Genomic DNA, 23,098 nt, shown 5'->3' on the forward strand with positions numbered 1-23,098 from the left:
GGTTGTACAGTTAAGGGTTGATTTTTGCAGTCTATTAATTATTATTAGTTAACTCAAAAAGAAAAAACCCCAAGCTATTAGGGCGATAAGCTTGGGGTTTATTGAGTTGGTTTTATGCCACTGTCCATAGCGACAATTACGTTTACATATTGATAAAGCCAAAACCAAACTTTATCGCAACACAGCAATCCATGCTTTCCTTGTGTTGATGTGCCTATTTTAGGCTGAGTATTAAAAACAAACTAGATGCAAAAAACTCAAATCCTTGTAAGCCACAGCTTACATATCCCCTTTTGCGTTTGATACTACAACAGCTTTTTTAATCATTTTATTATTTTTATATAAAATTTTATTCAGTTGTTTTTGTCGCCTCAATAAAGATACTCTTTTACCTTCAAGCAAACCAACTAACACACGATGCCTTGATTTTTTTAGCTCACTCAAAGCCAGTGTCGATACAAATCTTTTTTGATGTTTTATGGCTTCTGGCTCATACTGTAGCTCAGTAAAAATTGGAAAATGATCTGAACCAATCGGCTCTAGTCTTTTTATGTCCACTAACGTAAAGTCATGGCTATGGAAAACATGATCTAATGCCCATCTAAACAGTGGCAATTGTGCATGAAAGGTGTTAATAAACTTGCGACCAATACGTGGATCTAATAAGCCCGAAACTCGCCTAAATTGGCGAGTTGTGCGTGACCAAGCAACATCATTTAAGTCACCAGCAACTATCGCTGTTTGTGCATGCTGTCTTATCTTTCTTGCAATCATTAATAGTTCAGCATCACGCGTAGTAGATTTGTTTACCTCCGTTGGGCTGGGTGGCATCGGATGCAAGCAATACAACCACACCTTTTTTCCATTTGGCAATCTAACCTGTGTTTCAATAGAAGGGATGTCATCCACAACCAAATATTTTATTTTTGCATCAATCAGTTCATATTTAGAATACAAATGCATCCCATATAAATTATCTAATGGGATTTTTATTGAATAAGCAAAATCTGGCTCAATTTTATTAAGTGCATTTTGCCACTTTAAATCAGACTCTAAAGTTAAAAGCACATCTGGCTGGTAATCATCAACAAGTTTAATAAGCTTATCTGTTTGTCTGTTAGGCGCTAGCACATTAGATACTATTATTTTTATTCTACTTTTTTGGCTTATATTTGCATCATTTTTGGCAGTTTTAACCTGTTTGCGCCAAAACTGAGTATATGGCAACACCATAGCAAACTGGTACAACAACACAAACAATAGTAGCAACATCATTATTTTTTGAAATAACTGCCAATATGCAATAAAGCCAAACATCAACAACCAAGATAAGCTGCCAACAAATAAGATTTGCAATCTAGGAAAGTCAGCAAATCTTATCCACCAATTATCATAGGGCAAGCCACCCCAAAAACTGATAAAAATAACTAGCAGCCCAAAAAACTGAACCAACTCAAAAACCCAAAGCTCTAACCACAGATTTATCATGCAAAATATCCAACTGGCATATGCTTAAAACCAAGTAATCTTCTATTGATTAAAAATATACTGAGTACACATGGAGGTTTTATGACGAGTCTATTTAATTTATATGACACTTGAAGTTGGTATGCCCGTTGGCAACAAAGATTATAATTACCGCCTTACCCGATTAACCCCTAACCAATACTTAGCCTTAAAAACACAATAATTCATTAATATACTAATGCGGCAAATGATTTTTTTTGCTATAGTACTTGGTCGATTTATAAATTTTAAGTGCTTGAAATATTACCCATGCTTTTAATTACTTGTGATTAAAAAACGACATAGGCAGTAGTTCAAGACAATCCCCACCAAATAAGGAATCATATTCATGAGTGATTTAAATGTAGGTTTTGTGGGCTGGCGTGGTATGGTTGGCTCGGTTTTAATGCAACGTATGCAAGATGAAGGCGACTTTAAGGGCATTAATGCAACCTTTTTTTCTACCAGTAATGCTGGTGGCGAAGCCCCAACCTTTGATACCTTGTCTGCAAGTAAACTACAAGACGCACATGATATTGATGCCTTAGCAAAATGTGATGTTGTTATCACTTGCCAAGGTGGTGACTATACCAAAGCTGTGCATCCAAAACTTCGTGAAAGCGGTTGGAATGGCTACTGGGTAGATGCAGCAAGCACACTGCGCATGGAAGATAACAGCACCATTATCCTAGACCCTGTTAACCGCGATGTCATTGACCAAGCATTGGCTAATGGTCAAAAAGATTTTATCGGGGGCAACTGCACTGTATCATTAATGCTGATGGCAATTGGTGAGCTATTTAACCGTGGTTGGGTTGAATGGGTATCAGCCATGACTTACCAAGCAGCCAGTGGTTCTGGTGCTAACAACATGCGTGAGCTAATTAATGGCATGGGTGTGTTGCGTGATGCCGTAGCAGATGAACTAGCAAATCCAGCAAGTGCCATTCTTGAAATCGATAAAAAAATTGCAGATACTCAGCGTAGTGACGAGTTCCCAGCTCAATACTTTGGCGTACCACTAGCAGGATCATTGATTCCTTACATTGATAGCCAGTTAGAAAATAAACAATCACGTGAAGAGTGGAAAGGCGGCGTAGAAACCAACAAAATTTTAAACAATGTAGGCAATGACATCATCCCTATCGATGGGCTGTGTGTACGTGTTGGTGCTATGCGTTGCCACTCGCAAGGTTTAACAATTAAACTTAAAAAAGATATCCCACTTGCAGAAATTGAACAAGCATTGCGTGACAGCGACAACCCATGGTTAGATTTAGTGGAAGATGACAAAGAAGAAACCATGAAACGCCTAACCCCAGTTGCAGTAACTGGGTCATTAACGGTTGCACTTGGTCGCCTACGCAAACTCAATATGGGGGGTGAATACTTAGGTGCATTTACCGTAGGTGATCAACTACTGTGGGGGGCTGCCGAGCCTCTACGCCGTATGCTAAGCATTTTGCGTGAGCCAAAGTAACCTTTTTTGTTTACACTAGTTTTTTGATTTATCTTTGTGCTTAAAATAGCATCTAACTTATAATCAACTAACTATTAAAAAAGCCAAAGCTTTTATGCTTTGGCTTTTTTATTAAGTGTTTATAAAATTTTGGCTTTTGGTAATAAAAATTGGTAAAATTTATATACGCCTATTCTATATAAATTAAATTAGCTTTTCTAAACAAGTTAAACACGGTAGTACGATGTTAAATCGTACCAAAAATTGCAAGCATCCATAACATAAATAACAACAATAGTGCTAAAAACTGTGCGGCAGAGCCAACATCTTTGGCAATTTTTGCTAAAGGATGTTTTTCCATTGAGGTAAAATCAATTGCGGCTTCAAGCCCTGTATTAAATAGTTCAACCACCAAAGAAAATATAGAAGCAAACAACAAAAGCATTTTGATAACGATCGTAAATGGGCAAAAAATCAATGCAATCATTAATATTGTGTTAATAACAACCAATTGACGAAATGCCGACTCATTACGATATGCTGCTTTAAAGCCATCTATCGAAAATCGGCTCGCATTTATAATACGTTTGATACCGGTTTTGCCTTTCGTCTCCGCTGCATAATCTGTAAGCAATGATTGCTCTTTGTATGGTTGCTTCTCACTCATATTAAATCACCTAAAAAATCTCTATCATATTTTTTATTAAATCTTATATTTTCTTAAATCTTATATATAGTCATACATACCACTTAAGACTTCCCTACCATCGATTATACATGATAAATATATTTTACATTTGGCAAAATACACCCATGATAGACAGCCAAAAACTAACTCTGTTATTTATAAATTAACAAACTTTATCTCAATTTTTTTTGATATCCGCTATAATTGACTGACAAAAAAATCAACCTAATACAATGACCACATCAAATCCAATACAACTTATCTATGCCGGTGGTACTTTTGGCAGCCATGGCAAACCACTTGCTCCGCTGGCTGCTGATATACTATTGCCAAATTTGCTGAGTCAGCTCAAACAAAAATATTCTTATCATTTAAAGGTGCTAAAAAACACCTGCATTAAAGACAGCAGCCAACTCAACCCTAGCGATTTGGTACATTTTTATACCCTGATTTTAAACGAATATAAAAATGGCAGTCGCCAATTTGTACTGATAACTGGCACAGATACCCTTAGCTATTTAGGGGCATTTTTAGCAGAAGCATTTGCAGGTAGTGATGTTTGCATCCTCTTAACTGCCAGCATGAAGCCATTGTTTGATAGTGATATTTGTAAGCACTACCAAATTGATAAAAACAGTGATGCCTGGGGCAATATCACCCAAGCCATTCAATTCGCGAGTAAAGATGTTACAGGCATCTACACCTGTCTTTCTGATAAAGTTTGGCTTGCCCAAAGCGTACAAAAAATTGACAGCCATGCCCTACTTGCTTTTACGGGGACACCTGCCGCCAGTACTAACAACCTTTATTTATCGGATAATGAAAAATCAACATGGTTAACGACGCATGCTAGTTTTACTAGTTCAGTCATCCAGCAAGCACACAATGTTAACGTCTCTGTTATCTATACCGTTCCAAATGATGCAAGCTTTTTGGCACAACAAATTGAACAAGCATTAGATGATAATAAGCCATCTGCATTAATTATTATGGGTTTTGGCGCTGGCAACATCCCCCACTCTATCATGCTTGAAAAAGTGTTAGATACCAAAGCAGATGCAGGTCATTTAATCGTCGCAACAACTCAATGTCCATTTGGTGGTGTGAGTGATGATTATGCCGCTGGTAGTTGGCAATATCAACATCAAGTGTTAAGCGGTGGTAAACTCACTGTACCTGCCATTTATGCACGTTTGCTATGGTTATTGCTAACAACGGATGTGACAAAAAGACATAAAAAATGGAAATCTCAATGAACCTTGATAACAATCAACCACTCATTCCACAAACCTTTGCCATCAGTATTGAATTTATTGGCACAAATTACCGTGGTTGGCAACGCCAGCAAGAGGTTTTAGGTGTACAACAAGTATTAGAAGAAGCAATTAGTAAAATTGCGAACGAGCCGATAGAAGTTGTTTGTGCAGGGCGTACCGACGCAGGTGTACACGCAAGCAACATGATTGCACATTTTGTGACCACTGCCAACCGACCTGTTTATAACTGGCTAAGAGGCATCAATACCTTATTACCTGATGATGTTGCTGTGCGTTGGCTTGTACCCATGCCTGCCGACTTTCACGCACGCTTTAAAGCAACGGCTCGTCGTTATCGTTACATCACAATAAATCAACCATTCCGACCTGCCATTTTAAACAAGCAAGTCACCCACGTTTTTCAGCCCTTAGATTTACAGTCCATGCAAATGGCAGCCACTGATATTGTGGGAACACATGACTTTACCAGTTTCCGTGCCGCTGCTTGTCAATCCAACCAGCCTGTGCGTCATATTCATCATGCAAAGCTATTTAAGCATGGGCAGTTTATTGTATTTGACATTCAAGCTGATGGTTTTTTACACCACATGGTACGCAACTTGATGGGGACACTGTTTGCAGTTGGTAAAGGCGAATTATCAACATCGGCAATAAAAGATTTATTGGCCCTAAAAGATCGTACGCAAGCACCACCAACAGCAGATGCAGATGGATTATATTTTATCGATTGCTTGTATCCTGATGAGTACCAGTCACTATTACCTAAGGTGCCATTAACCCCTGTATGGTTGGGTTTACCTGAATAGTTTTATGTTTACCGCATCGCATCATTTTTATCATCATTATATGCAAACATTAATATATGGATAAATAATAGATTGATGCCAACAACCTCTTTAAGTAACACCCCTATTTTGATTACAGTAAACTGGAAACAAAACTGTCATCTTTTTATACTTGAATTTTAATATTATTTATCCATAATAAAAGCAGAAACGATTAAAAATTTAGTTTTATTTCATATATACTTTTACACTTTGCTAATTTATCACAAATAACAAGGACAAAAACTTGACAGCAAGCATCACTCGTACCGTATCATTAGAAAACCTAACCGCATCTCAGCTAAAAACTCTATTGGGCGAATACAACAACCATTTAAAATTTATTCAAGAGCGTTTGGATATCAACGTCAGTCAACGTAAAAACCACCTATATTTATCTGGCGATTTAAATGCCGTTGAACAAGGCGAGAGAGTTATTATCAAATTATCTCAAGAAGCACAAAGCAGCAAACATATTGCGCCAGAAGAGCTACATTTAATCATTCAATCTACCATGGCACGTGACCCAAAAATGCTAAATGAAAATACCAACCAACCAGCAAATAAAGATAATGACGATGCTAATTTAAATAATTATACGCCCATTAGCCTAAAAACTCGTAAAGGTAAAATTGTACCTCGTGGGCATAACCAACAACGCTATGTTAAACGTATTTTAACCTCGGATGTATCCTTTGGTGTTGGTCCTGCTGGTACGGGCAAAACTTATCTTGCGGTTGCTTGTGCTGTTGATATGCTAGAACGAAACGAAATAGAGCGCATTTTGCTGGTTCGCCCAGCTGTAGAAGCTGGTGAAAAGTTGGGCTTTTTACCTGGCGATTTAACTCAAAAAATTGATCCATATTTGCGTCCACTATATGACGCATTATATGAGATGCTTGGCTTTGAAAAAGTAGGTAAATTGATTGAACGCCAAATTATTGAAGTTGCTCCCCTTGCTTACATGCGTGGTCGTACCCTAAACAATTCTTTTGTTATTTTAGATGAAGCACAAAATACGACCCCAGAACAAATGAAGATGTTTTTAACTCGCTTGGGCTTTGGTTCACGAGCAGTTATCACCGGTGATATTACTCAGGTAGATTTACCAAGAGGTCATAAGTCTGGTCTAGCGCAAGCGTTGCATATCCTTTCTTCAATTAAAGAGATACACATCACTAAGTTTGATTCAAAAGACGTTGTACGCCACCAACTGGTGCAAAAAATTGTTGAGGCCTACGATGTGTTTGATGCAGAAATTGAAAAAGAGCGTGAAGAACGTAAGGCAAGATATGCTGCTGAGAAAGCGATTGAAAACTAGCCTCTAGAGGCATTATAAACCATAAAATAAACTGTGTATCTGCATTAACAGAGACCATGCGTTAAGGTATATACACTTTATTTTTTTGTCTTGTATTTTTTGTTTTGTTATATAGGTGGAATAGGAACATCAAATGAAACCTCCCCGACGCTCTTTACCGCCACACCATTTTTTTTAGGTGGTTTAATACTTCCTTTTTGTTTTATGCTATTTCTGATAAATAAGTCAATTTTTCTAACACCAACTCCTGTCAAAGTTTCAACTTTTTTGATTTTTCCTTTTTTATTAACATAAAGCTTAACAACAACCTTCAAAACAGCCATGTTTTTAGAATCTATCTTATGCTTATTTCTTGCTAATATTATTTGATTTTCTTCCCATACGATATTGAATTTAGGTTTATTAATCCAGTTTACCGTACTATCATCAAATTTCATCACTTCTGGTTTTGTTATAGCGTCACTATTAATCTTCTTGTTATTTTCTGAATAACTATTTTGAACCTTGCCACTGCCACCTATGTTGGCACTTATGTTGGCACTATTTTTGCTAATCTTATCTGTTGTCTTTTCTGTGTTGTTTAAAGTAGTTGATACAGTCTCTTGGTTATTTGTGAGCCTGTCGCTAGTAGGCGGAGTAACCTTTTCTTCCAGATTATTATTTTTTTCTATTTTTTGTATGCTTTTTTTATCTTCAACACCATAATCCTGTTTTTTTACGCTAACAGGTTTAGTCGTATTTGTATCAATATTCTCTTTTAATAATGATAGTTTATCTCTTAGAGGCTTTTTAATAATAGCCTGATTTGTCTCTAATTGTTTACTTTTATATGCATTATTATTAGCGCTACTACTGAATGTCTGGTTTGTTAGTTCCTGTTCTTTTACAACCGCAATATCATTTGCATTTGTTTGCTCACTTAACACCATAGTGATTTCAATAGGTTTATTTTGATTAGTAGCTGGATTTTTTATTAATGTAACACTCAGGTTAATTAACCATCCAACAACTAAGGCATGCATTACCAAAACCACCAATATCACAGCTATTTTTAATCTATAAGCTGTATTGCTAGTTTTATCTGGGCTTTGTGAGTTAATAGGATACATAAACTTAACGACCAGTATGACTTAATAATGTAAACACACTAACTTAGCGGATTGAGTGAGCCGTGTTATTAACATAAAATTATACCATTAGTCTATTTAGTATGAACGATAGTATCTGCAAAACAATTAAGACTAACAATAAAAAAGCCCCCTACTGTGTTTAGTAGAGAGCTTTTAAAGAAACTAAAGCTACAAATTAAGCTTCGATAGAAACATAACGACGGTTAAATTTACCACGTGTTTCAAACTTAACAACACCATCAGTTAGTGCAAAAAGTGTGTGGTCACGACCCATGCCGATACCTTCACCAGCGTGGAACTCAGTACCACGTTGACGAACAATAATGTTGCCAGCAACTACTTGCTCGCCACCAAATTTTTTAACACCAAGCATTTTTGGGTTAGAATCACGTCCGTTACGTGTAGAACCTGCTGCTTTTTTATGTGCCATGATAATTCTCCTGTTAAGAAATAAAATCCAAATTAACTAAATCTTACTGATTAAGCGTTAATGGCTTTGATTTTCAACAAGGTATACCATTGACGATGACCTTGCTCTTTATGATAATGCTTACGACGCTTGTGCTTAATGATGCGTACTTTTTCGCCACGACCGTGCTCAACAACTTCTGCTTCAACACTTGCGCCTTCTACTACTGGTTGACCAATTTTAATGTTATCGCCATCAACAACCATTAAAACGTCATCAATTTTGATGGTTTCACCAGTTTCAGCTTTTAGTAGCTCAACTTTTAAAGTTTCATCAACGCTAACACGGTGTTGCTTACCACCACTTTTAATAACTGCGTACATCTTTCGATTACTCCGTACAACCTGTGTGCCGTGGCTGCCACTTTAGCAACACTTCAACAACGGTCACGACAAGGAATTTAAAGGCGTCATTTTACTAAAAACTTAAAACTAAAGCAAGCACTTATAATTAAAAAAATAGCCAACTTATTTAGTTGGCTATTTTATCATTTATTTTTCACCCAAACCTTCTGCTAAGGTTTTTGTAATTGGCTTGGTCAAGTATGAAAGAACCGTCCGTTCTCTTGCTTTAATATCAACAGAAGCTGTCATCCCTGGTTTAATAACAATTTCATCACTCTTATCAGCAAATTCTGCGCCTAGAATACGAATTTGTACACGATAATAAGGCTGTTCACCTTTTGGTGTTTGTTCCATTAATGTATCCGGACTAATATAAACAACCTCACCCTTCATCGAACCAAAGATTGAATAATCATAAGCATCTAACTTAACAGTTGCTTCTTGTCTTTCCGTTACATTCGCAATATCAACTGGGCTAACCTTAGCTTCTACAATTAAGTCACTACTGGTTGGTAAGATTTCCATAATCACTTCACCTGGCTTAACCACACCACCAATTGTTGTAATATGAATATTATTTACTTTACCATCAGTTGGCGCAAATAGTTTTTTCTCTTCTAACACTTGACTAACATCACGAAATTTTTCGCGCTCAGCTTGCAGTTCTTCTTCAGCAGAGGTTTTTTCTGCTTGAGCTTCTTCAAAATACTTATTTCTTTTATTAGTAATTTCTGCTTCAATATCCGCAACTTGACGTCTTAGCTTAATTACATCAACCTGACTAATATCCCCATTTTCTAGCAGCGGCTCATTCATTTTTAATTCTTCTCGGGCTAACACAAGCATTTTTTCTAATGATGCCACATCCTGATTAATCGCCTCACGACGACGATTATACAGCTGCTTTTGGTTAGTTACATATTCAGGATATTGTTGAACACTGGCAGGAAAAACCAATGGGCTATTAAAAATTTCGGCATTGAGTCGAGCCAGCCTTGCTTCTAATGCCGCAACTTTAGTAGCTGAGTTTGCAACAGACGCTTGCGCACGCTCTTCTTCTAAAATCACAAGCATTTGCTCGCTTTTTACATCATCACCTTCTGCTACTAACAACTCTTTTAAAACACCGCCTTCTACCGCTTGAATTTGCTGTGTTCTGGCACTGGCAATTACATTTGCTTTCGCTCGCGTTACCTGATCGATTTTAGCAAATGATGCCCAAATTAATAACACAACAATGCCAATCAGTGCTATCCAAATACTAACACGTGATTTACCAACTTTTGGCTTGGTAGGCGTATATTGATAATCTGTCATGGCTGACTACCTCTAATCTTCTTGTTTTTTGTTTTGTTGAATGCCTGGTTTTTGCACTTTAGCAGCAATTTGTTGAGTAGCTTGATTTGCTAAGCTATTTTGCTTCTCTCTTGCCTTTTGATTTGCCAGCTCATTTTCTCTTAATTTTTTCAACACTTGATCTTTTGGTCCATCCATAATAATACTTTGATTATCCATAATAATTAAGCGGTCAACCAATGCCAATAAGGCCGTTTTATGTGTTGATACAATCAGTGTTTGCCCACGCTGTAGCTCTTGTCGTAAAACTTGCAAACATCTTTGTTCTTGTCGGTTATCCATAGAAGCTGTCGGCTCATCAAGCAATAAGACCGATGGTTTAGTAAGCAATAAACGAGTAAATGCTACCAACTGCTTTTGCCCGCCAGACAGTCCTTTACCACCCTCACTAATTGGCAAATCAAGCCCACTTGAATGGTTGGAGACTAAACTAATTAAGCCCGAGCGAACCAATGCATTATGAATCACATCGTCAGTGGGAGCGGCCATTCCAATCAATAAATTTTCTCGCAGAGTACCTTGAAACAGTCGATGATCTTGTTGTAAGTAGCCCATTTTATCATTCAAGGTTTCTCTGCTAATTTGTTGGATATCCAACCCATCTAACAAAACCCGACCTTCAGTCGATGCATACAAACCAGAGAGCACCTTAAGTAAGGTTGATTTACCAGAACCAATTGGCCCTAAAATTGCCACCTTTTCTCCTGGTTTGATAACAAGCTTTGGTATAGAAACCGCTGGGCGATCATTACCTAAATAGTTAAATACCAAATTATCAACGACAAACTGACCTTTAATATGCGATGGTGTTAAGGGGAATTGTACACCATGATTGTCTTGCTCTAATTCAAATAGCCTATCAATCATACTCTTTGAAGACTTAGCATGAGATGATTGTACTAACAGCCCTGGTAGACTCATCACGGGTGCTAAAATTCTACCGCCTAGAATAGAACAAGCAATCATACCACCCATTGTCATGCCACCAGACATAACTACAAAAGAACCAACAATCACAATACCAACATAACTAATTTGCTGAAGCATTTGCGAAAAATAACTCAAGTAGTCATTTGCATGTTTCATTTTTAAATCGTTAGTAATGGTAATATTCATCACATCTAACCAGCGTTTTAAAAACTTCCAGCTACCACCACCTGATTTAATTGTTTCTACACCCTCTACCGCTTCAACTAGAATACCTGTTTTTCGGTAAGAAGCTTCTGTACCTTCTGCAGCAATAACATCAATCTTTTTACGTGCAAATAACCCCATTGAAATTGCAATAACCGCTGCAATAACTGGCACGATAGCAACTAAAGGAGAACCAATCATCGCAATCAAAATAACAAAAATAATGCTCATGGGTATATCAACCAAGGCAAACATTGTACTTGCCGTAAAAAAGCTTCGTACCTGCTCATATCCTCGCAATTGTGCCGCCATTGATCCAACTGAACCTGGCATTTGATCAATACGCACCTTTAATAAGCGCTGAAAAACTTCTCGAGATAATTTTTGGTCCAGCCCAACAACCAGTTTGTCCATAATTTTTGAACGAGAAAACTTCATGAAGGCTTCAAACAAGATAATTAAACCAACCCCTGATGCTAAAATAATCAGGGTTTGCTTAGCCCCCGTTGGAATAACGCGGTCATAAACCTGCATTGAAAATAAAGAAACCGCTAAAGCCAGCATATTAATTAAAAAAGAAGCTATAATCGCCTCAACGATAATACTTTTATACCGAGATAAATCCGCTTTAATCAAGTCACCAAAGCTACCAATTGATTTGTCTACTTTTTCTTCTGACAAATTTAATCGAAGTACTTCAAGAAAGTTATTACCAGTTTGTGTGGTACTTTGCTTAGGTTGGCTAAAATTCCAGCTGCCGTTAGGTGTTTGTGTGTCTATAACCCCCCAACCCAAATCTGGATGTAAGGCTAATAACGGTAAAAAGGCAGCATCTGGTTGTTCTAAAAACTCAGGGGTCTTGCCAACATCAAGTCCATTTAATACCGCCATCACATCAGCAACTGTATCAAGTTCTGGATTACCTGATTGACTTTGTGTATACACCAAGTCTTTCATTCGAATATTATCGACAGGGAAACCCTGATGAACCAAAACCTGAGATAACGCAAAACTCAAGTTGTCAAAAGCACTGGTTTCGTTTTCTTGACTATCTATATTTATAATGTCAGACCCAGTTTGTTCAGTTTTTTTAACTTGATATGGTGAATTCATAATCTTCTTAATATACTAAATCGTTTAAAAATGTTCGGCTAGAAAAAACTAAGCTTAAATAGAATGCCTTGTTGGCTAGAAATGAAATCTTCTACCCTTAGGTTTAGGCACAGTTTCTTTTTCTTGCGCTGCAACTGCGCTTTTATCTGTGCCAGCAATATCGATATTATCCTCATCAACCAGCACATCGTTTAGTTCTGGGTCAAATGGCATTATGCCAATGCCATCACTATTAGAAGCATTATTAGTATTTTGAGGATGAACTGGTGATAGGGTATCGTCAATACTGCTAGCCTTGTCATTTACATCTTCATCGAGCACTGAACTAAACTCTGTATTATCAGAGTTATTATTTGGTAACTGTAAATTTTGATCCTGCTCAGCTTCTTTAGGGTTACTGCTTTGTTCCCTTATCTCAACTATCTCAACTTGTTTCACTGGCTCAAAAGGTGATTCTGTATCAGTTGGCGTCACTACCTCGATAGTTTGCTTTTTAATACCCTCATCTTCAGTAGCTACTGACGCTTGTGTGTCTACTACGTCATTAATTGGTGAGCTGCTTGCGTCAATACTATCATCTACAACAAGCGCTGTTTCTAAAATTTCTTTTGTGGCAGATTCTTCCATAACAGTTGCCACTCTATCTGTAGCTAGTGGTGTTTGTTTTGGCTCATTTTCAGCACTTATGTTCTGAGAAAAACTTGAAAAAATTTCACCGACTTCATTAACTGGACTAAATCTTTCTGTTGGCATGCGATTTTGATAAAACTGTTGCCATGGCATTAAACCAAAATCAACCTGCAATTTATGATAGGCACCTAACATTTCTGTGCGTGCTTTAACTAACTCAACTTTATATCCACCAAGTTCACGAATCGCATTTAAAACATCCAACCAAGACTTTCTTCCTGCTGTAAACTGACGTCGATAAGAATCAACAACTATCTGGGCGCCTGCAATTGCGGCTATTAATGATCGCTCTTGATCTACAGTACTTGCAAATTGTTGATATTGAGTTTGAATACCTTCTATAACAGTACGTCTTGATGCCTCTTGTGATTGTATCAAGCTGTTAACACGAGACTCTGAAGCGCGCGCAAGTGCAAAATTTGAAAAACCTGCCCCTGGATTGTAAGCCAAACCAACGCTAAACTTGTTATCATCTGTACCATCTTTATGGTAATAAGAGTAATCATATTTTGCATAAATATCAGGATAGACAGTTGCTTTTTTTGATTTAACTTCTTCTTTTGCTGATTCAACTTCATAACCGGCTTTAACAACAGATGGGTTATAAAAACTGATATCACTAAATGCTAAATTCTCAAAATTTGCCGCTTCTTGTTTTGCTTGTTTAACCATATTACCAAGCAAATTTGTATCTATTGAACTATGTTGAGTAACTTTTTGCCCAATCATTTGTTGTATTCTTGCAGCAGCAATACGTTGTTGCTCACTCGCGCCTTGCAAATTATTTTGTTCTTGCAAAATACGGTTATTAATTAAGTCAAGCTCAATACGTGCAGAAACCCCCTGTTTTACACGGCGTTTCATCATTGCTTCAAATTCATCTAGCTGATTTAAATTATTTTGATAAACACCTTGCATACCAACAGCGGTGATATAGCTTTGCCATGCTTCAATGGTGTTTTTTGCAACTGTATTTTGTTGCTCATATATCTTTTCTATAGCGGCTTTATCATCAAATATGGCTTGGTTAACTGTTGCGGTTAATTCCCCACCCGTCCATAAAGGCTGCTGTATCGAGGCATTGGTAACAAATTGATCAGAACTATTATCATAGTTAGAAGAAACACTAGGAATTGGCAATAAATTAAGCTTGGCAGCATTAACCCCTTCAACTGTGGCATTTCTATCGGCTTTTGCTGCATTAACAAGTGGGTGTGTTTTAATTGCTTGTAAAACCAAAGCATTAATCTGAACATCACTCACTTCAGCATGCAAAATTGTCGAGCTAAAAAAGCTCAACGCAACACCAAAAGCTAATGTCGAAAAACCAATTTTTTTTGTGTATTTTTTAGTGTCTTGTTTCTTTAACATAAGAATCAACATTCTATATTTTAATTGTATTGTTTATAACCAGTTATGTGGCTAACTATCACTTGGGCTATGGCATAAACTCTATAACTGAGATTAACCACCTCGGATTAAAAACTCACAGTCTTAACCAAGTTTTATTATATTTAAGCGTAAGCAGTGTAACAAATTATTGATATAAAATCATATTTTTAACAACAGCTATACACAAATATAACGAACTGATTTAAATGCTTTCAGCCAACCTCTGTGCAAGCTCAGCCAGTTTTCCATGATCTGCCTGCTGATTTAAGGTTGCATGTTCTCGCAAGGTATGAATACTCGTTGGAATTAAATGTACATGATAATGAAAGACGGTCTGCCCTGCTTGCTCACTGTTTAGTTGCATCTGCACAATACCATCACGCTCAAACACTTTACGCTGAGCCCCCATAATTTTTTGGGCTGTTTCAAAAATGGCTTTTAAATAGTCTGCAGGCATATCACTTAGCTCCACAGCCTCACATTTTGGTATCACCAACACATGCCCCTCTGCCATAGGCATAATGTCCATAAAAGCGAGTGTTTTATCATCTTCATAAACGGTATGATTCGGGATTTCACCTTTAATAATTTTGGCAAAAATATTATTAGCATCATAATTTAGTGGTTTGTTCATTTTTTATTCCTTTTTAACGAGTTTATAACCAACCTATATTCAATACAAAGTTTAGCAGAGATTTGCGCTATTGTTCATGATATAGTGTACGTATTTTTACAATATATCAATTTTTTATCACAAATTTTTTAATTCAACATGAGCCATTTTTATAACAATACACACCAACCAATAAAAGATTTGGATGATAATAACCAAAACCACCCTAGCAAATTTAAATATACAATGCGTGATACACCACAACAAAATGTTAATCAAGCAGAAACGCTGGCAATTAACGAAAAAACAGACCTTATCTCAAAAAGTCCATTTTTAACTTCGTTTAATAAAGAGTTAACCCAAGATGTGACTGAATTGGCAGAATTAATTACAGACGCATCTCAACCCTGGCAACTACATAATTGTAAAATGATTTCAAAACGTTGTGATAAAAATGACAAATTGCCTTTTCTATACCACTACGACCAATTGCCCGACTTTTTAAAGCAAAGTCATCCTTTAAAAGGTAACTTATTAGCAAATTTCAATACCAAAATGACGGCGACTGAAGCTTGCGAAATGTTAGGGATAAATACAGACAGCATCGCCACGCCCTGGTTTATTAAAGTAAAAGGTTCTCTCGTTATCTTCCATGAGCCAATGCAATTGGCGATTCGACTACACTGGAGCAATACTAACAAACAATTTGAGAGTGTTTATTGTAAAGAAGAAGACCAAGCGCTTATCAACGCCATGGCGCACTGGCAATTTGTTGGCAGAATAGACACCTTATACAAAAAAGAAAAACAACGCCTTACTGTATATGATGAACATGCCCAAAATATCGAAGATGCTCGATACATCATCCCTCAATCACAAGGTTATGAGCTTATGCCAACAAACTTTTCATTAGTTTTAATAAACAGCTTGCAAGAAAACATGAATCAACTTGCTTGGTTAAATACAGTGATTCAGCAAAAAATATAGCGCTTAACTTTTCTGCTAAATAGTTTACGCAAGAATCTGCCCTCGCACCCAAATATTCAATATATCTTTATCCATTTCTTTGTGCCAATACAAATGCAATGCCAAGTCAGCAATATCTATCGGGACATTACATTCTATTAAATTATCCGTATGCAAACTTTTTGCCAGCAGTTTAGGTAAAGTCAGCATATAAGGCGTACTCATTTGCTGTAGTAATCTTACCGCACTGTTATAATGTTGACAACGTACCGCAATTTGTCGGTGGTAGCCAAGCTGTGCCAAACGAATATCTTCAACAGACTTACCTGTCGGACGAGACGATACAACAATATGTTGTGCATTTAAATAAGTATCCATACTGATGCTACTGATGTTGTTGTCGCTTATTTGTTTTTCACTTATCTCATTTTCTTGATAATTTGCATTACTTAACACCACAAACTCATCGCTCAATAGCGGTTTTTGATAGAGGCTATCTGGTGTAGAGCGAGTCACATCTATTGCAACATCAACAAGCCCCAAGCGTAATTGCTTGTTCATTTTTTCACGTTCTAGTCGTACGCTGTTTAAGCGGATATGAGGTGCATGACTGGCGAATTTTTGCAACAGTAATGGCAATAACACCAGCTCAATCTCATCATTCATGGCAATGGTAATTTGCTTGGTTTGGGCAATTAAGGTATCAATAGTGCTTTGCTCAGTCGCCATGGTTAAGCTATTAACCGCCTGCTTGACTTGAGGATATAAACGTCGTGCAAAAGCGGTTGCCACCAATTTGCGCCCTTCTTTGATAAATAAATCATCATCAAAGTGTTGTCGTAATCGCCCTAATGCATGGCTCACCGCCGATTGGCTGATATGCAGGCGTTCTGAAGCAATGACAAGCGTGTCACTCTCATAGACTTGCACAAATACACGATAAAGATTTAAGTCCATTTTTATACTCATGTGTTTAGTAAGTTTTTATGTATTTCTAGTGCCTGTTGCCAAGATAATGTTACGTTTGTGCTAAACGCTGGTGACCTATTGCCCTTAAATTGTTCTAGGTTAAGTCCTGTTTGCATAATGTTTTTACCATTTTCTACTTTAATTACTTGTTTAATAGAATGAATGGTAAAGCGTATGGGCGCTTCTTCTGATGCCAATACACCCCCATCTAAACGCTGCCAGCCATGGTCATCAAAACGTTGTCCTATTACAAAATTTGGAAAGGGTGTGTCTGAAATAAAAACACAGATTGGGGCATGTTCACCAGAGATGTCACAAACAAAAAGTTGATATTCAGTTTTCATGTTATTTCCTTTGTAAGTTTGGTCACTGTATTAATAGATGATTATAGTAATGGTGGATTATTAATGAATATTATTCATGTATTATAATGCAAATAAATCACTTTATTCATCTAATATTGTATTTTATTATCAAGTCATTCGTTTTTATCAACACAACTTCAAGCAACAAAGAGCAAAAGGACAACAAAACAAAATGTCACAACCTCTACTTAACCTCTCAGAACGTGGTCAAGATTTTTACAAACGTACCAAAGCCTTTATTGAAAATGAAATTGAACCTATTGAAGCCGAACTTTGGCACGAAACCCATCAACTAAACCCAGATGGTGATTGGACAACATGGCAGTGGTCACCAAAACTTGAAGCACTTAAAGCCAAGGCAAAAGCGCAAGGCTTATGGAACATGTTCTTGCCAGATGACAAGCTGGGTGCAGGGCTGTCGGTGACTGACTACGCCCCCATTGCCGAGCTAACAGGCAGAAGCCTGATTGCACCGCATGTATTTAACTGCAACGCGCCAGACAGTGGCAACATGGAATTATTATGGCGATACGGCACACAAGCACAACAAGACCAATGGCTTACGCCTCTACTGGCAGGCGAAACTCGTTCTGTGTTCTGCATGACTGAACCGGCAGTTGCTTCCAGTGACGCCACCAATATGCAAGCGACCGCCATCGTGGAAGGCGATGAAATCTTACTTAATGGTCGCAAATGGTGGTCATCGGGTTTAGGCGACCCTGCGGTTAATTTGCTAATTTTTATGGCTCACACCCCAGATGACAGCAAAGACCGTCACCATCAGCACTCTATGGTGCTTGTACCAGCCAATGCAGAAGGCGTAAAAATAGAACGCATGCTCAAAGTATTTGGTGATTATGACGCACCACATGGGCATGGTGAAGTCAGCTTTAATAATGTTCGTGTACCGCTCGCCAACTTTATTGGTGGTGCAGGTATGGGCTTTGAGATTGCTCAAGGTCGCTTAGGACCAGGTCGAATTCACCATTGTATGCGTTGTATCGGTGCTGCAGAAAAATCACTTGAACTTGCCATCCACCGTGGCATGAACCGAACTGCTTTTGGTGGCAAACCGCTGGTTCAACTGGGCGGTAATATGGAACGCATTGCCGATGCACGAGTAAAAATTGACCAAGCACGACTGCTTACTTTACATGCAGCACAAAAAATGGATGAACTGGGCACCAAAGCTGCTTTAACTGAAATCTCTGCCATTAAAGTAGTTGCCCCAACCGTCCTGCAAGAGGTGGTGGACTTCTCTATTCAAATCCACGGTGGCATGGGCGTTTGCCAAGACACGCCACTGCCTATGTTCTTTGCACAGGCTCGAAGCCTACGCCTTGCCGATGGACCCGATGAGGTGCATAAAACACAGCTGGCTAAACTGGAATTAAAAAAACTCGGATATGGACGTAAACGCAAATAAATGACCCTAGTGGCTATATCAACAAAAGCAACAGACGATAGTAATAAGCAGTCGTCTTACTTATCAAAACCGTTTCTTTAATAATATAGAGAAACGGTTTTGGTGGTTAACTCGTTTACTAACGAGCAAAAGCTCATAAACCACAAATAATGACCATAAAACGATAGAGAAAAGACACAAATGAATCGTGATTAAAGCGGAAACCTGCTTTACGCTACTATTTTACAATGGCTATTTTTTAAGGATGTTTTGCAGTTATAGTTATGGTATTTTAAAGATTCGCTCATACACAAATATTTTAAAAAAAATTGAGAAGTAAACTCGCCTCATAAACGAATAAATAAAGCGATTTTATGGATAACGACATGAAGGAATTATTTACAAAATATGCTGATTATAATCAACTAATGAACGCCAATATTATTTCAGCTATGGATTCACTTGGTTATGATAGGGTTATAAAAAATCAATTCAGTTTTTTTCCCAGTATTTTTGCGACTATGAATCACATCATGGTTGGTGATTTAATCTGGTTAAATCGTTTCTCCAGATTAAAAAATTTTGAAGCTTTAGGTTTATTGGATGATTTCATCAAACCTACTAAGCTTGACCAATCCATTACAGATAATTTAACGTCTTATCAAGAATATAGAGTAGTATTAGATAAATTGATTATTGATTTTATTGCTGAATGTGACGAGAAAGACTTTATCAGTGACTTAAACTATACAAATACATCAGGCAAAAAGTTTTCTAAAAACTTTGGTTTATTAATTAGTCATTTTTTTAATCATCAAACCCATCATCGTGGGCAAGTATCAACATTACTCAACCAAAACAAAATCAATATAGGGATGACAGATTTTTTACAGGTAGTTTAGGAAGGTATCAAATTTACTTACCAGTTAATAATAAAAATATTATTCAATTGTTATCCGTCATCAAACAAACTAAAGGAATTTTATTATGAGTCACCAAAACAAACCCAATATACTCGACACCGCTAGCCAAGTCCGCAAGGGCGAAGAACTCGACATTCAAGCCGTTACCACATGGCTAAAATCACAAGGGCTGAAGCTTGCTGACAATGCAAATGAGACGGCAAAAGTGACCCAATACTCTGGTGGTGCATCTAACTGGACATATCGCCTAGAATATAGCAGTGACCATGCCGACCAATGCCACGACTTAATTTTACGCCGCCCGCCCAAAGGCACAAAAGCAAAATCTGCCCACGACATGGTACGAGAATACCAAGTGCAAAACGCCTTGCAATCTGACTATCCCTATGTCCCCAAAATGGTGGCACTATGCACAGATGAGAGCGTGTTAGGCTGTGATTTTTATGTCATGGAACGCTTAGAAGGCATTATCCCCCGTGCTAACTTCCCCAAGTCGCTAGCGTTATCGGCAGAACAAGCTGAGACGCTATGTAAGAATGTATTGGACGCATGGATAGCCCTGCACCAAATCGACACCACTGATAATGCCGAATTAAGCAAACTGGGTAAAGGTGAAGGCTATTGCGAGCGTCAAATTATTGGCTGGGACAAACGCTATGCCAAAGCCCACACGTCTAACGTACCCACCTTTGCCCTTGTGCGTGACTGGCTAAAAGACAACATCCCTGCCGATAGTAAAACTTGTTTAATCCATAATGACTGGCGACTCGACAATGTGGTACTCGACCCGAGTGAACCAACCAAAGTCATCGGCGTATTAGACTGGGAGATGGCAACCCTTGGCGACCCACTCATGGACTTAGGCTCTGCCCTTGCCTACTGGGTACAGGCAGATGATGACCCTGTTACGCAACAGTTTCGCCGTCAGCCAACCAATGTAGACGGCATGATGACACGACAACAAGTGGTGGATTATTACCTAGAAAAAACAGGGTTGCAGATTGATAATTGGACGTTTTATGAGGTCTATGGTTTGTTCCGTCTTGCTGGTATTGCCCAACAAATCTACTATCGCTATTACCACAAACAAACCGATAATCCGATGTTTAAAGACTTTTGGGTAGTCATCCATGTGCTAAATGCCAAATGTTTGGCGTTAATCAGCCAACACGAAGGCGCTGAATTTACCGCTACTATTAAGGCAGATTTAGAGCATGCTGGGCTAAATGATGAATTATTGTCTCAACTCCCTGCCCCTGTGCAAGGCTTGGTTAAAATGATGGTCTACTCATAAAAATAGCACTACTCATAAAGCCACAACAGAGTAAAAAGGTTATAAAATAAGGTTGTAAAATGTCGTTATTAGCACAATTAGCCAATACACCAAAGCCGCCTTATTATGCCGTTATTTTTACCTCTATCAGAACCGATGGGGATAACGGCTTCGCAACCATTTCAAAAGAAATGGTGAGACTTGCCACTAGGCAAGCGGGGTTTTTAGGTATGGAATCAGCACGAGAACATCTTGGTATTACCGTTTCTTATTGGCAAGACCTCGCTGCTATTAAAGCGTGGAAAAATAACATTGAACACTTAAAAGCGCAGAAACTGGGTAAAGAAAAATGGTATGCGCAGTTTAATGTGCGTATCTCTAAAGTAGAAAAGTCTTACGCTTTTACTCTGTAATTAGGCTTATTATTGAAGATTAAACATTCACCTTTAAATAGTGAATAAGAAGGCAAAAAATGGCTCGACCAAAATCCAAATTAGAACTCATAGACGCCTCGAACACCAACTTTACTAAGCTGTGGCAAGAAATCGAGGGATTAACTGACATTGAGTTTAATAGTGAATTTGATTTTTCAAATAATCCAAAGCTGACCGAAGCGCATTGGAAGCGTGATAAAAATATCCGGGATGTGTTGGTGCATTTATATGAGTGGCATCAACTGCTGATTCGTTGGATACACGCTAACCAAAACAACGATGCTAACAGTGCCAATAATACAAACCCGCCGATAGACTTTTTACCCACGCCCTACACTTGGAAAACGTATGGGCAGATGAATCAAGAATTTTGGCAAAAGCACCAAAGCACGGATTATCAAGAATCGGTCAACATGCTGACTACAAGTCATAATGAGGTAATGGCACTCATTGACACCTTTGATGATGACGTCTTATTTACCAAAAAACACTTTAAATGGACAGGCTCTACAAATTTGGGCAGTTATTGTATTTCTGCCACATCAAGCCATTACGATTGGGCAATTAAAAAATTACGCAAACACAAAAGAAATTTAAAAGAAGAGAAAAAATCATGAAAACCATCTTACTTGCCCGCCACGGTCAAGCATCGTTTGGCTCAGAAAATTATGACAACTTGTCTGAGCTGGGTATCCAACAAGCCCAATTGTTGGGAGATTATTTTAAAAAACATAACAAAACCGTTGACCAAATATTTACCGGCACTTTGGTACGTCAGAAAGATACTGCAAGCCATTTTTTAAGTCGCTTTGCCACGCAAGCTCAAGACATCACAAACAGTGAGAAGATGGCTTTACAAACCATCGGTCAGTTTGATGAGTTTAACCACCAACAAGTGATGTTAGCGGCATCTGACTATGATAATTTAGAAGATTTTAAACAGAGTCTGCGTCAACAACCCTCAGCGACGCACAAACAAGAAAGTACGCAAACAAGCAAAAACAAACACCTTGCTGAATTGTTTAAACAAGCGATGATACGTTGGCACTCGGCTGAGCAACTCAATAATGATGATGACTATGATGAAAGTTGGCTACAATTTGCTGACCGATGTTATGAAGGATTACAACAAGTCATCGAGCAAACAGCCGATGGACAAACGAGCCTTGTGTTTACCTCTGGCGGAGTCATTGCAAGCATTGTTAGTCAATTGCTTAACATGCCAACAGACGCGTTAAAAAGCCAAACTGCTTTTTCGATTAATCGGCAGCTAATCAACACAGGAGTGACAAGTATCGTGGTGAGTCGTGCAAGTAATATTGGTAAAGACGGATTAAGCTCACTAAAAAACCAATTGATTACCCTAAACGCATGCGAGCATTTACAACTGGCAGGTAGCGATTACCTAACTTGGTACTAAATTTACGACTGAATAAGTAACAGGACA

22 protein-coding genes are annotated in these 23,098 nt (G+C 38.0%); 11 read left to right on the forward strand and 11 right to left on the reverse strand.

Annotation, left to right across the window (positions count from 1 at the left end; genetic code table 11):
• Positions 1–279: 279 nt before the first annotated feature.
• Positions 280–1,488 (reverse strand): endonuclease/exonuclease/phosphatase family protein, encoded by a 1,209-nt coding sequence (locus VH441_RS03320; RefSeq protein WP_434354066.1) that lies wholly within the window; start codon positions 1,486–1,488, stop codon positions 280–282.
• A 367-nt stretch (positions 1,489–1,855) separates the two neighbouring features.
• Here VH441_RS03320 and asd point away from each other — a divergent pair, with 367 nt between their 5' ends.
• Positions 1,856–2,986 (forward strand): aspartate-semialdehyde dehydrogenase, encoded by a 1,131-nt coding sequence (asd, locus tag VH441_RS03325; protein ID WP_434354067.1) that lies wholly within the window; start codon positions 1,856–1,858, stop codon positions 2,984–2,986.
• Between the two features lie 226 nt (positions 2,987–3,212).
• On the opposite strand, the gene VH441_RS03330 is transcribed toward asd, so the two are convergent.
• Positions 3,213–3,632, reverse strand: coding sequence for a diacylglycerol kinase (locus VH441_RS03330; RefSeq protein ID WP_434354068.1), 420 nt, complete (start codon positions 3,630–3,632; stop codon positions 3,213–3,215).
• Positions 3,633–3,886: 254 nt separating this feature from the next.
• On the opposite strand from VH441_RS03330, the gene VH441_RS03335 reads away from it, so the two are divergent.
• From VH441_RS03335 to VH441_RS03345, 3 genes are all read left to right on the forward strand, one after another.
• Positions 3,887–4,909 (forward strand): asparaginase domain-containing protein, encoded by a 1,023-nt coding sequence (locus VH441_RS03335; RefSeq protein ID WP_434354069.1) that lies wholly within the window; start codon positions 3,887–3,889, stop codon positions 4,907–4,909.
• Positions 4,906–5,736: a tRNA pseudouridine(38-40) synthase TruA gene (gene truA, locus VH441_RS03340; RefSeq protein ID WP_434354070.1), complete on the forward strand. Its 831-nt coding sequence runs from the start codon at positions 4,906–4,908 to the stop codon at positions 5,734–5,736. The genes VH441_RS03335 and truA overlap by 4 nt, the downstream gene beginning before the upstream one ends.
• A gap of 265 nt (positions 5,737–6,001) precedes the next feature.
• Positions 6,002–7,075: a PhoH family protein gene (locus VH441_RS03345; protein WP_434354071.1), complete on the forward strand. Its 1,074-nt coding sequence runs from the start codon at positions 6,002–6,004 to the stop codon at positions 7,073–7,075.
• Between the two features lie 107 nt (positions 7,076–7,182).
• On the opposite strand, the gene VH441_RS03350 is transcribed toward VH441_RS03345, so the two are convergent.
• The 7 genes from VH441_RS03350 to VH441_RS03380 form a co-directional block, all read right to left on the reverse strand.
• Positions 7,183–8,184 carry a hypothetical protein gene (locus VH441_RS03350; RefSeq protein ID WP_434354072.1) on the reverse strand — a complete coding sequence of 334 codons (1,002 nt, stop codon included), beginning with the start codon at positions 8,182–8,184 and terminating at the stop codon, positions 7,183–7,185.
• Positions 8,185–8,380: 196 nt separating this feature from the next.
• On the reverse strand, positions 8,381–8,635 hold the full coding sequence (gene rpmA / locus VH441_RS03355) for a 50S ribosomal protein L27 (RefSeq protein ID WP_434354073.1): 255 nt from the start codon (positions 8,633–8,635) through the stop codon (positions 8,381–8,383).
• Between the two features lie 50 nt (positions 8,636–8,685).
• Positions 8,686–8,997, reverse strand: coding sequence for a 50S ribosomal protein L21 (gene rplU, locus VH441_RS03360; protein WP_434354074.1), 312 nt, complete (start codon positions 8,995–8,997; stop codon positions 8,686–8,688).
• Positions 8,998–9,165: 168 nt separating this feature from the next.
• Positions 9,166–10,335 (reverse strand): HlyD family efflux transporter periplasmic adaptor subunit, encoded by a 1,170-nt coding sequence (locus VH441_RS03365; RefSeq protein WP_434354075.1) that lies wholly within the window; start codon positions 10,333–10,335, stop codon positions 9,166–9,168.
• A 12-nt stretch (positions 10,336–10,347) separates the two neighbouring features.
• Positions 10,348–12,621, reverse strand: a complete 2,274-nt coding sequence (locus VH441_RS03370; protein WP_434354076.1) for a type I secretion system permease/ATPase — start codon at positions 12,619–12,621, stop codon at positions 10,348–10,350.
• A gap of 75 nt (positions 12,622–12,696) precedes the next feature.
• Positions 12,697–14,682 carry a TolC family protein gene (locus VH441_RS03375; protein WP_434354077.1) on the reverse strand — a complete coding sequence of 662 codons (1,986 nt, stop codon included), beginning with the start codon at positions 14,680–14,682 and terminating at the stop codon, positions 12,697–12,699.
• A 223-nt stretch (positions 14,683–14,905) separates the two neighbouring features.
• Positions 14,906–15,337 (reverse strand): HIT family protein, encoded by a 432-nt coding sequence (locus VH441_RS03380; RefSeq protein WP_434354078.1) that lies wholly within the window; start codon positions 15,335–15,337, stop codon positions 14,906–14,908.
• Positions 15,338–15,475: 138 nt separating this feature from the next.
• Between VH441_RS03380 and VH441_RS03385 the strand changes: the two genes are divergently transcribed.
• Positions 15,476–16,303 (forward strand): hypothetical protein, encoded by an 828-nt coding sequence (locus VH441_RS03385; RefSeq protein ID WP_434354079.1) that lies wholly within the window; start codon positions 15,476–15,478, stop codon positions 16,301–16,303.
• 24 nt (positions 16,304–16,327) lie between these two features.
• Here the strand turns inward: VH441_RS03385 and VH441_RS03390 are convergent, their stop codons facing one another.
• A complete protein-coding gene (locus tag VH441_RS03390) occupies positions 16,328–17,239 on the reverse strand; it encodes a LysR substrate-binding domain-containing protein (RefSeq protein ID WP_434354080.1) in 912 nt (303 codons plus the stop codon).
• Between the two features lie 8 nt (positions 17,240–17,247).
• Positions 17,248–17,595: a hypothetical protein gene (locus tag VH441_RS03395; protein ID WP_434354081.1), complete on the reverse strand. Its 348-nt coding sequence runs from the start codon at positions 17,593–17,595 to the stop codon at positions 17,248–17,250.
• Positions 17,596–17,788: 193 nt separating this feature from the next.
• Here VH441_RS03395 and VH441_RS03400 point away from each other — a divergent pair, with 193 nt between their 5' ends.
• From VH441_RS03400 to VH441_RS03425, 6 genes are all read left to right on the forward strand, one after another.
• Entirely contained in the window at positions 17,789–19,042 is a 1,254-nt protein-coding gene (locus tag VH441_RS03400) for an acyl-CoA dehydrogenase family protein (RefSeq protein WP_434354082.1), read from the forward strand.
• Positions 19,043–19,395: 353 nt separating this feature from the next.
• Positions 19,396–19,923 (forward strand): DinB family protein, encoded by a 528-nt coding sequence (locus VH441_RS03405; protein ID WP_434354083.1) that lies wholly within the window; start codon positions 19,396–19,398, stop codon positions 19,921–19,923.
• Between the two features lie 85 nt (positions 19,924–20,008).
• Positions 20,009–21,238 (forward strand): phosphotransferase family protein, encoded by a 1,230-nt coding sequence (locus VH441_RS03410; RefSeq protein WP_434354084.1) that lies wholly within the window; start codon positions 20,009–20,011, stop codon positions 21,236–21,238.
• A gap of 59 nt (positions 21,239–21,297) precedes the next feature.
• Positions 21,298–21,630 carry an antibiotic biosynthesis monooxygenase family protein gene (locus tag VH441_RS03415; RefSeq protein WP_434354085.1) on the forward strand — a complete coding sequence of 111 codons (333 nt, stop codon included), beginning with the start codon at positions 21,298–21,300 and terminating at the stop codon, positions 21,628–21,630.
• A 59-nt stretch (positions 21,631–21,689) separates the two neighbouring features.
• Positions 21,690–22,268: a ClbS/DfsB family four-helix bundle protein gene (locus VH441_RS03420; protein WP_434354086.1), complete on the forward strand. Its 579-nt coding sequence runs from the start codon at positions 21,690–21,692 to the stop codon at positions 22,266–22,268.
• Complete coding sequence (locus VH441_RS03425) at positions 22,265–23,071, forward strand: histidine phosphatase family protein (protein WP_434354087.1); 807 nt, start codon at positions 22,265–22,267, stop codon at positions 23,069–23,071. The genes VH441_RS03420 and VH441_RS03425 overlap by 4 nt, the downstream gene beginning before the upstream one ends.
• Positions 23,072–23,098: the final 27 nt, after the last annotated feature.

Source organism: Psychrobacter sp. HD31, assembly GCF_051097895.1.
Classification (GTDB): domain Bacteria; phylum Pseudomonadota; class Gammaproteobacteria; order Pseudomonadales; family Moraxellaceae; genus Psychrobacter.

Excerpts from the sequence above, each read along its gene's own strand:
- VH441_RS03320 (WP_434354066.1), bottom strand. The coding sequence starts at position 1,488 with ATGATAAATCTGTGGTTAGAGCTTTGGGTTTTTGAGTTGGTTCAGTTT.
- asd (WP_434354067.1), top strand. The coding sequence starts at position 1,856 with ATGAGTGATTTAAATGTAGGTTTTGTGGGCTGGCGTGGTATGGTTGGC.
- VH441_RS03330 (WP_434354068.1), bottom strand. The coding sequence starts at position 3,632 with ATGAGTGAGAAGCAACCATACAAAGAGCAATCATTGCTTACAGATTAT.
- VH441_RS03335 (WP_434354069.1), top strand. The coding sequence starts at position 3,887 with ATGACCACATCAAATCCAATACAACTTATCTATGCCGGTGGTACTTTT.
- truA (WP_434354070.1), top strand. The coding sequence starts at position 4,906 with ATGAACCTTGATAACAATCAACCACTCATTCCACAAACCTTTGCCATC.
- VH441_RS03350 (WP_434354072.1), bottom strand. The coding sequence starts at position 8,184 with ATGTATCCTATTAACTCACAAAGCCCAGATAAAACTAGCAATACAGCT.
- rpmA (WP_434354073.1), bottom strand. The coding sequence starts at position 8,635 with ATGGCACATAAAAAAGCAGCAGGTTCTACACGTAACGGACGTGATTCT.
- rplU (WP_434354074.1), bottom strand. The coding sequence starts at position 8,997 with ATGTACGCAGTTATTAAAAGTGGTGGTAAGCAACACCGTGTTAGCGTT.
- VH441_RS03365 (WP_434354075.1), bottom strand. The coding sequence starts at position 10,335 with ATGACAGATTATCAATATACGCCTACCAAGCCAAAAGTTGGTAAATCA.
- VH441_RS03370 (WP_434354076.1), bottom strand. The coding sequence starts at position 12,621 with ATGAATTCACCATATCAAGTTAAAAAAACTGAACAAACTGGGTCTGAC.
- VH441_RS03375 (WP_434354077.1), bottom strand. The coding sequence starts at position 14,682 with ATGTTAAAGAAACAAGACACTAAAAAATACACAAAAAAAATTGGTTTT.
- VH441_RS03380 (WP_434354078.1), bottom strand. The coding sequence starts at position 15,337 with ATGAACAAACCACTAAATTATGATGCTAATAATATTTTTGCCAAAATT.
- VH441_RS03385 (WP_434354079.1), top strand. The coding sequence starts at position 15,476 with ATGAGCCATTTTTATAACAATACACACCAACCAATAAAAGATTTGGAT.
- VH441_RS03390 (WP_434354080.1), bottom strand. The coding sequence starts at position 17,239 with ATGGACTTAAATCTTTATCGTGTATTTGTGCAAGTCTATGAGAGTGAC.
- VH441_RS03395 (WP_434354081.1), bottom strand. The coding sequence starts at position 17,595 with ATGAAAACTGAATATCAACTTTTTGTTTGTGACATCTCTGGTGAACAT.
- VH441_RS03400 (WP_434354082.1), top strand. The coding sequence starts at position 17,789 with ATGTCACAACCTCTACTTAACCTCTCAGAACGTGGTCAAGATTTTTAC.
- VH441_RS03405 (WP_434354083.1), top strand. The coding sequence starts at position 19,396 with ATGGATAACGACATGAAGGAATTATTTACAAAATATGCTGATTATAAT.
- VH441_RS03410 (WP_434354084.1), top strand. The coding sequence starts at position 20,009 with ATGAGTCACCAAAACAAACCCAATATACTCGACACCGCTAGCCAAGTC.
- VH441_RS03415 (WP_434354085.1), top strand. The coding sequence starts at position 21,298 with ATGTCGTTATTAGCACAATTAGCCAATACACCAAAGCCGCCTTATTAT.
- VH441_RS03420 (WP_434354086.1), top strand. The coding sequence starts at position 21,690 with ATGGCTCGACCAAAATCCAAATTAGAACTCATAGACGCCTCGAACACC.
- VH441_RS03425 (WP_434354087.1), top strand. The coding sequence starts at position 22,265 with ATGAAAACCATCTTACTTGCCCGCCACGGTCAAGCATCGTTTGGCTCA.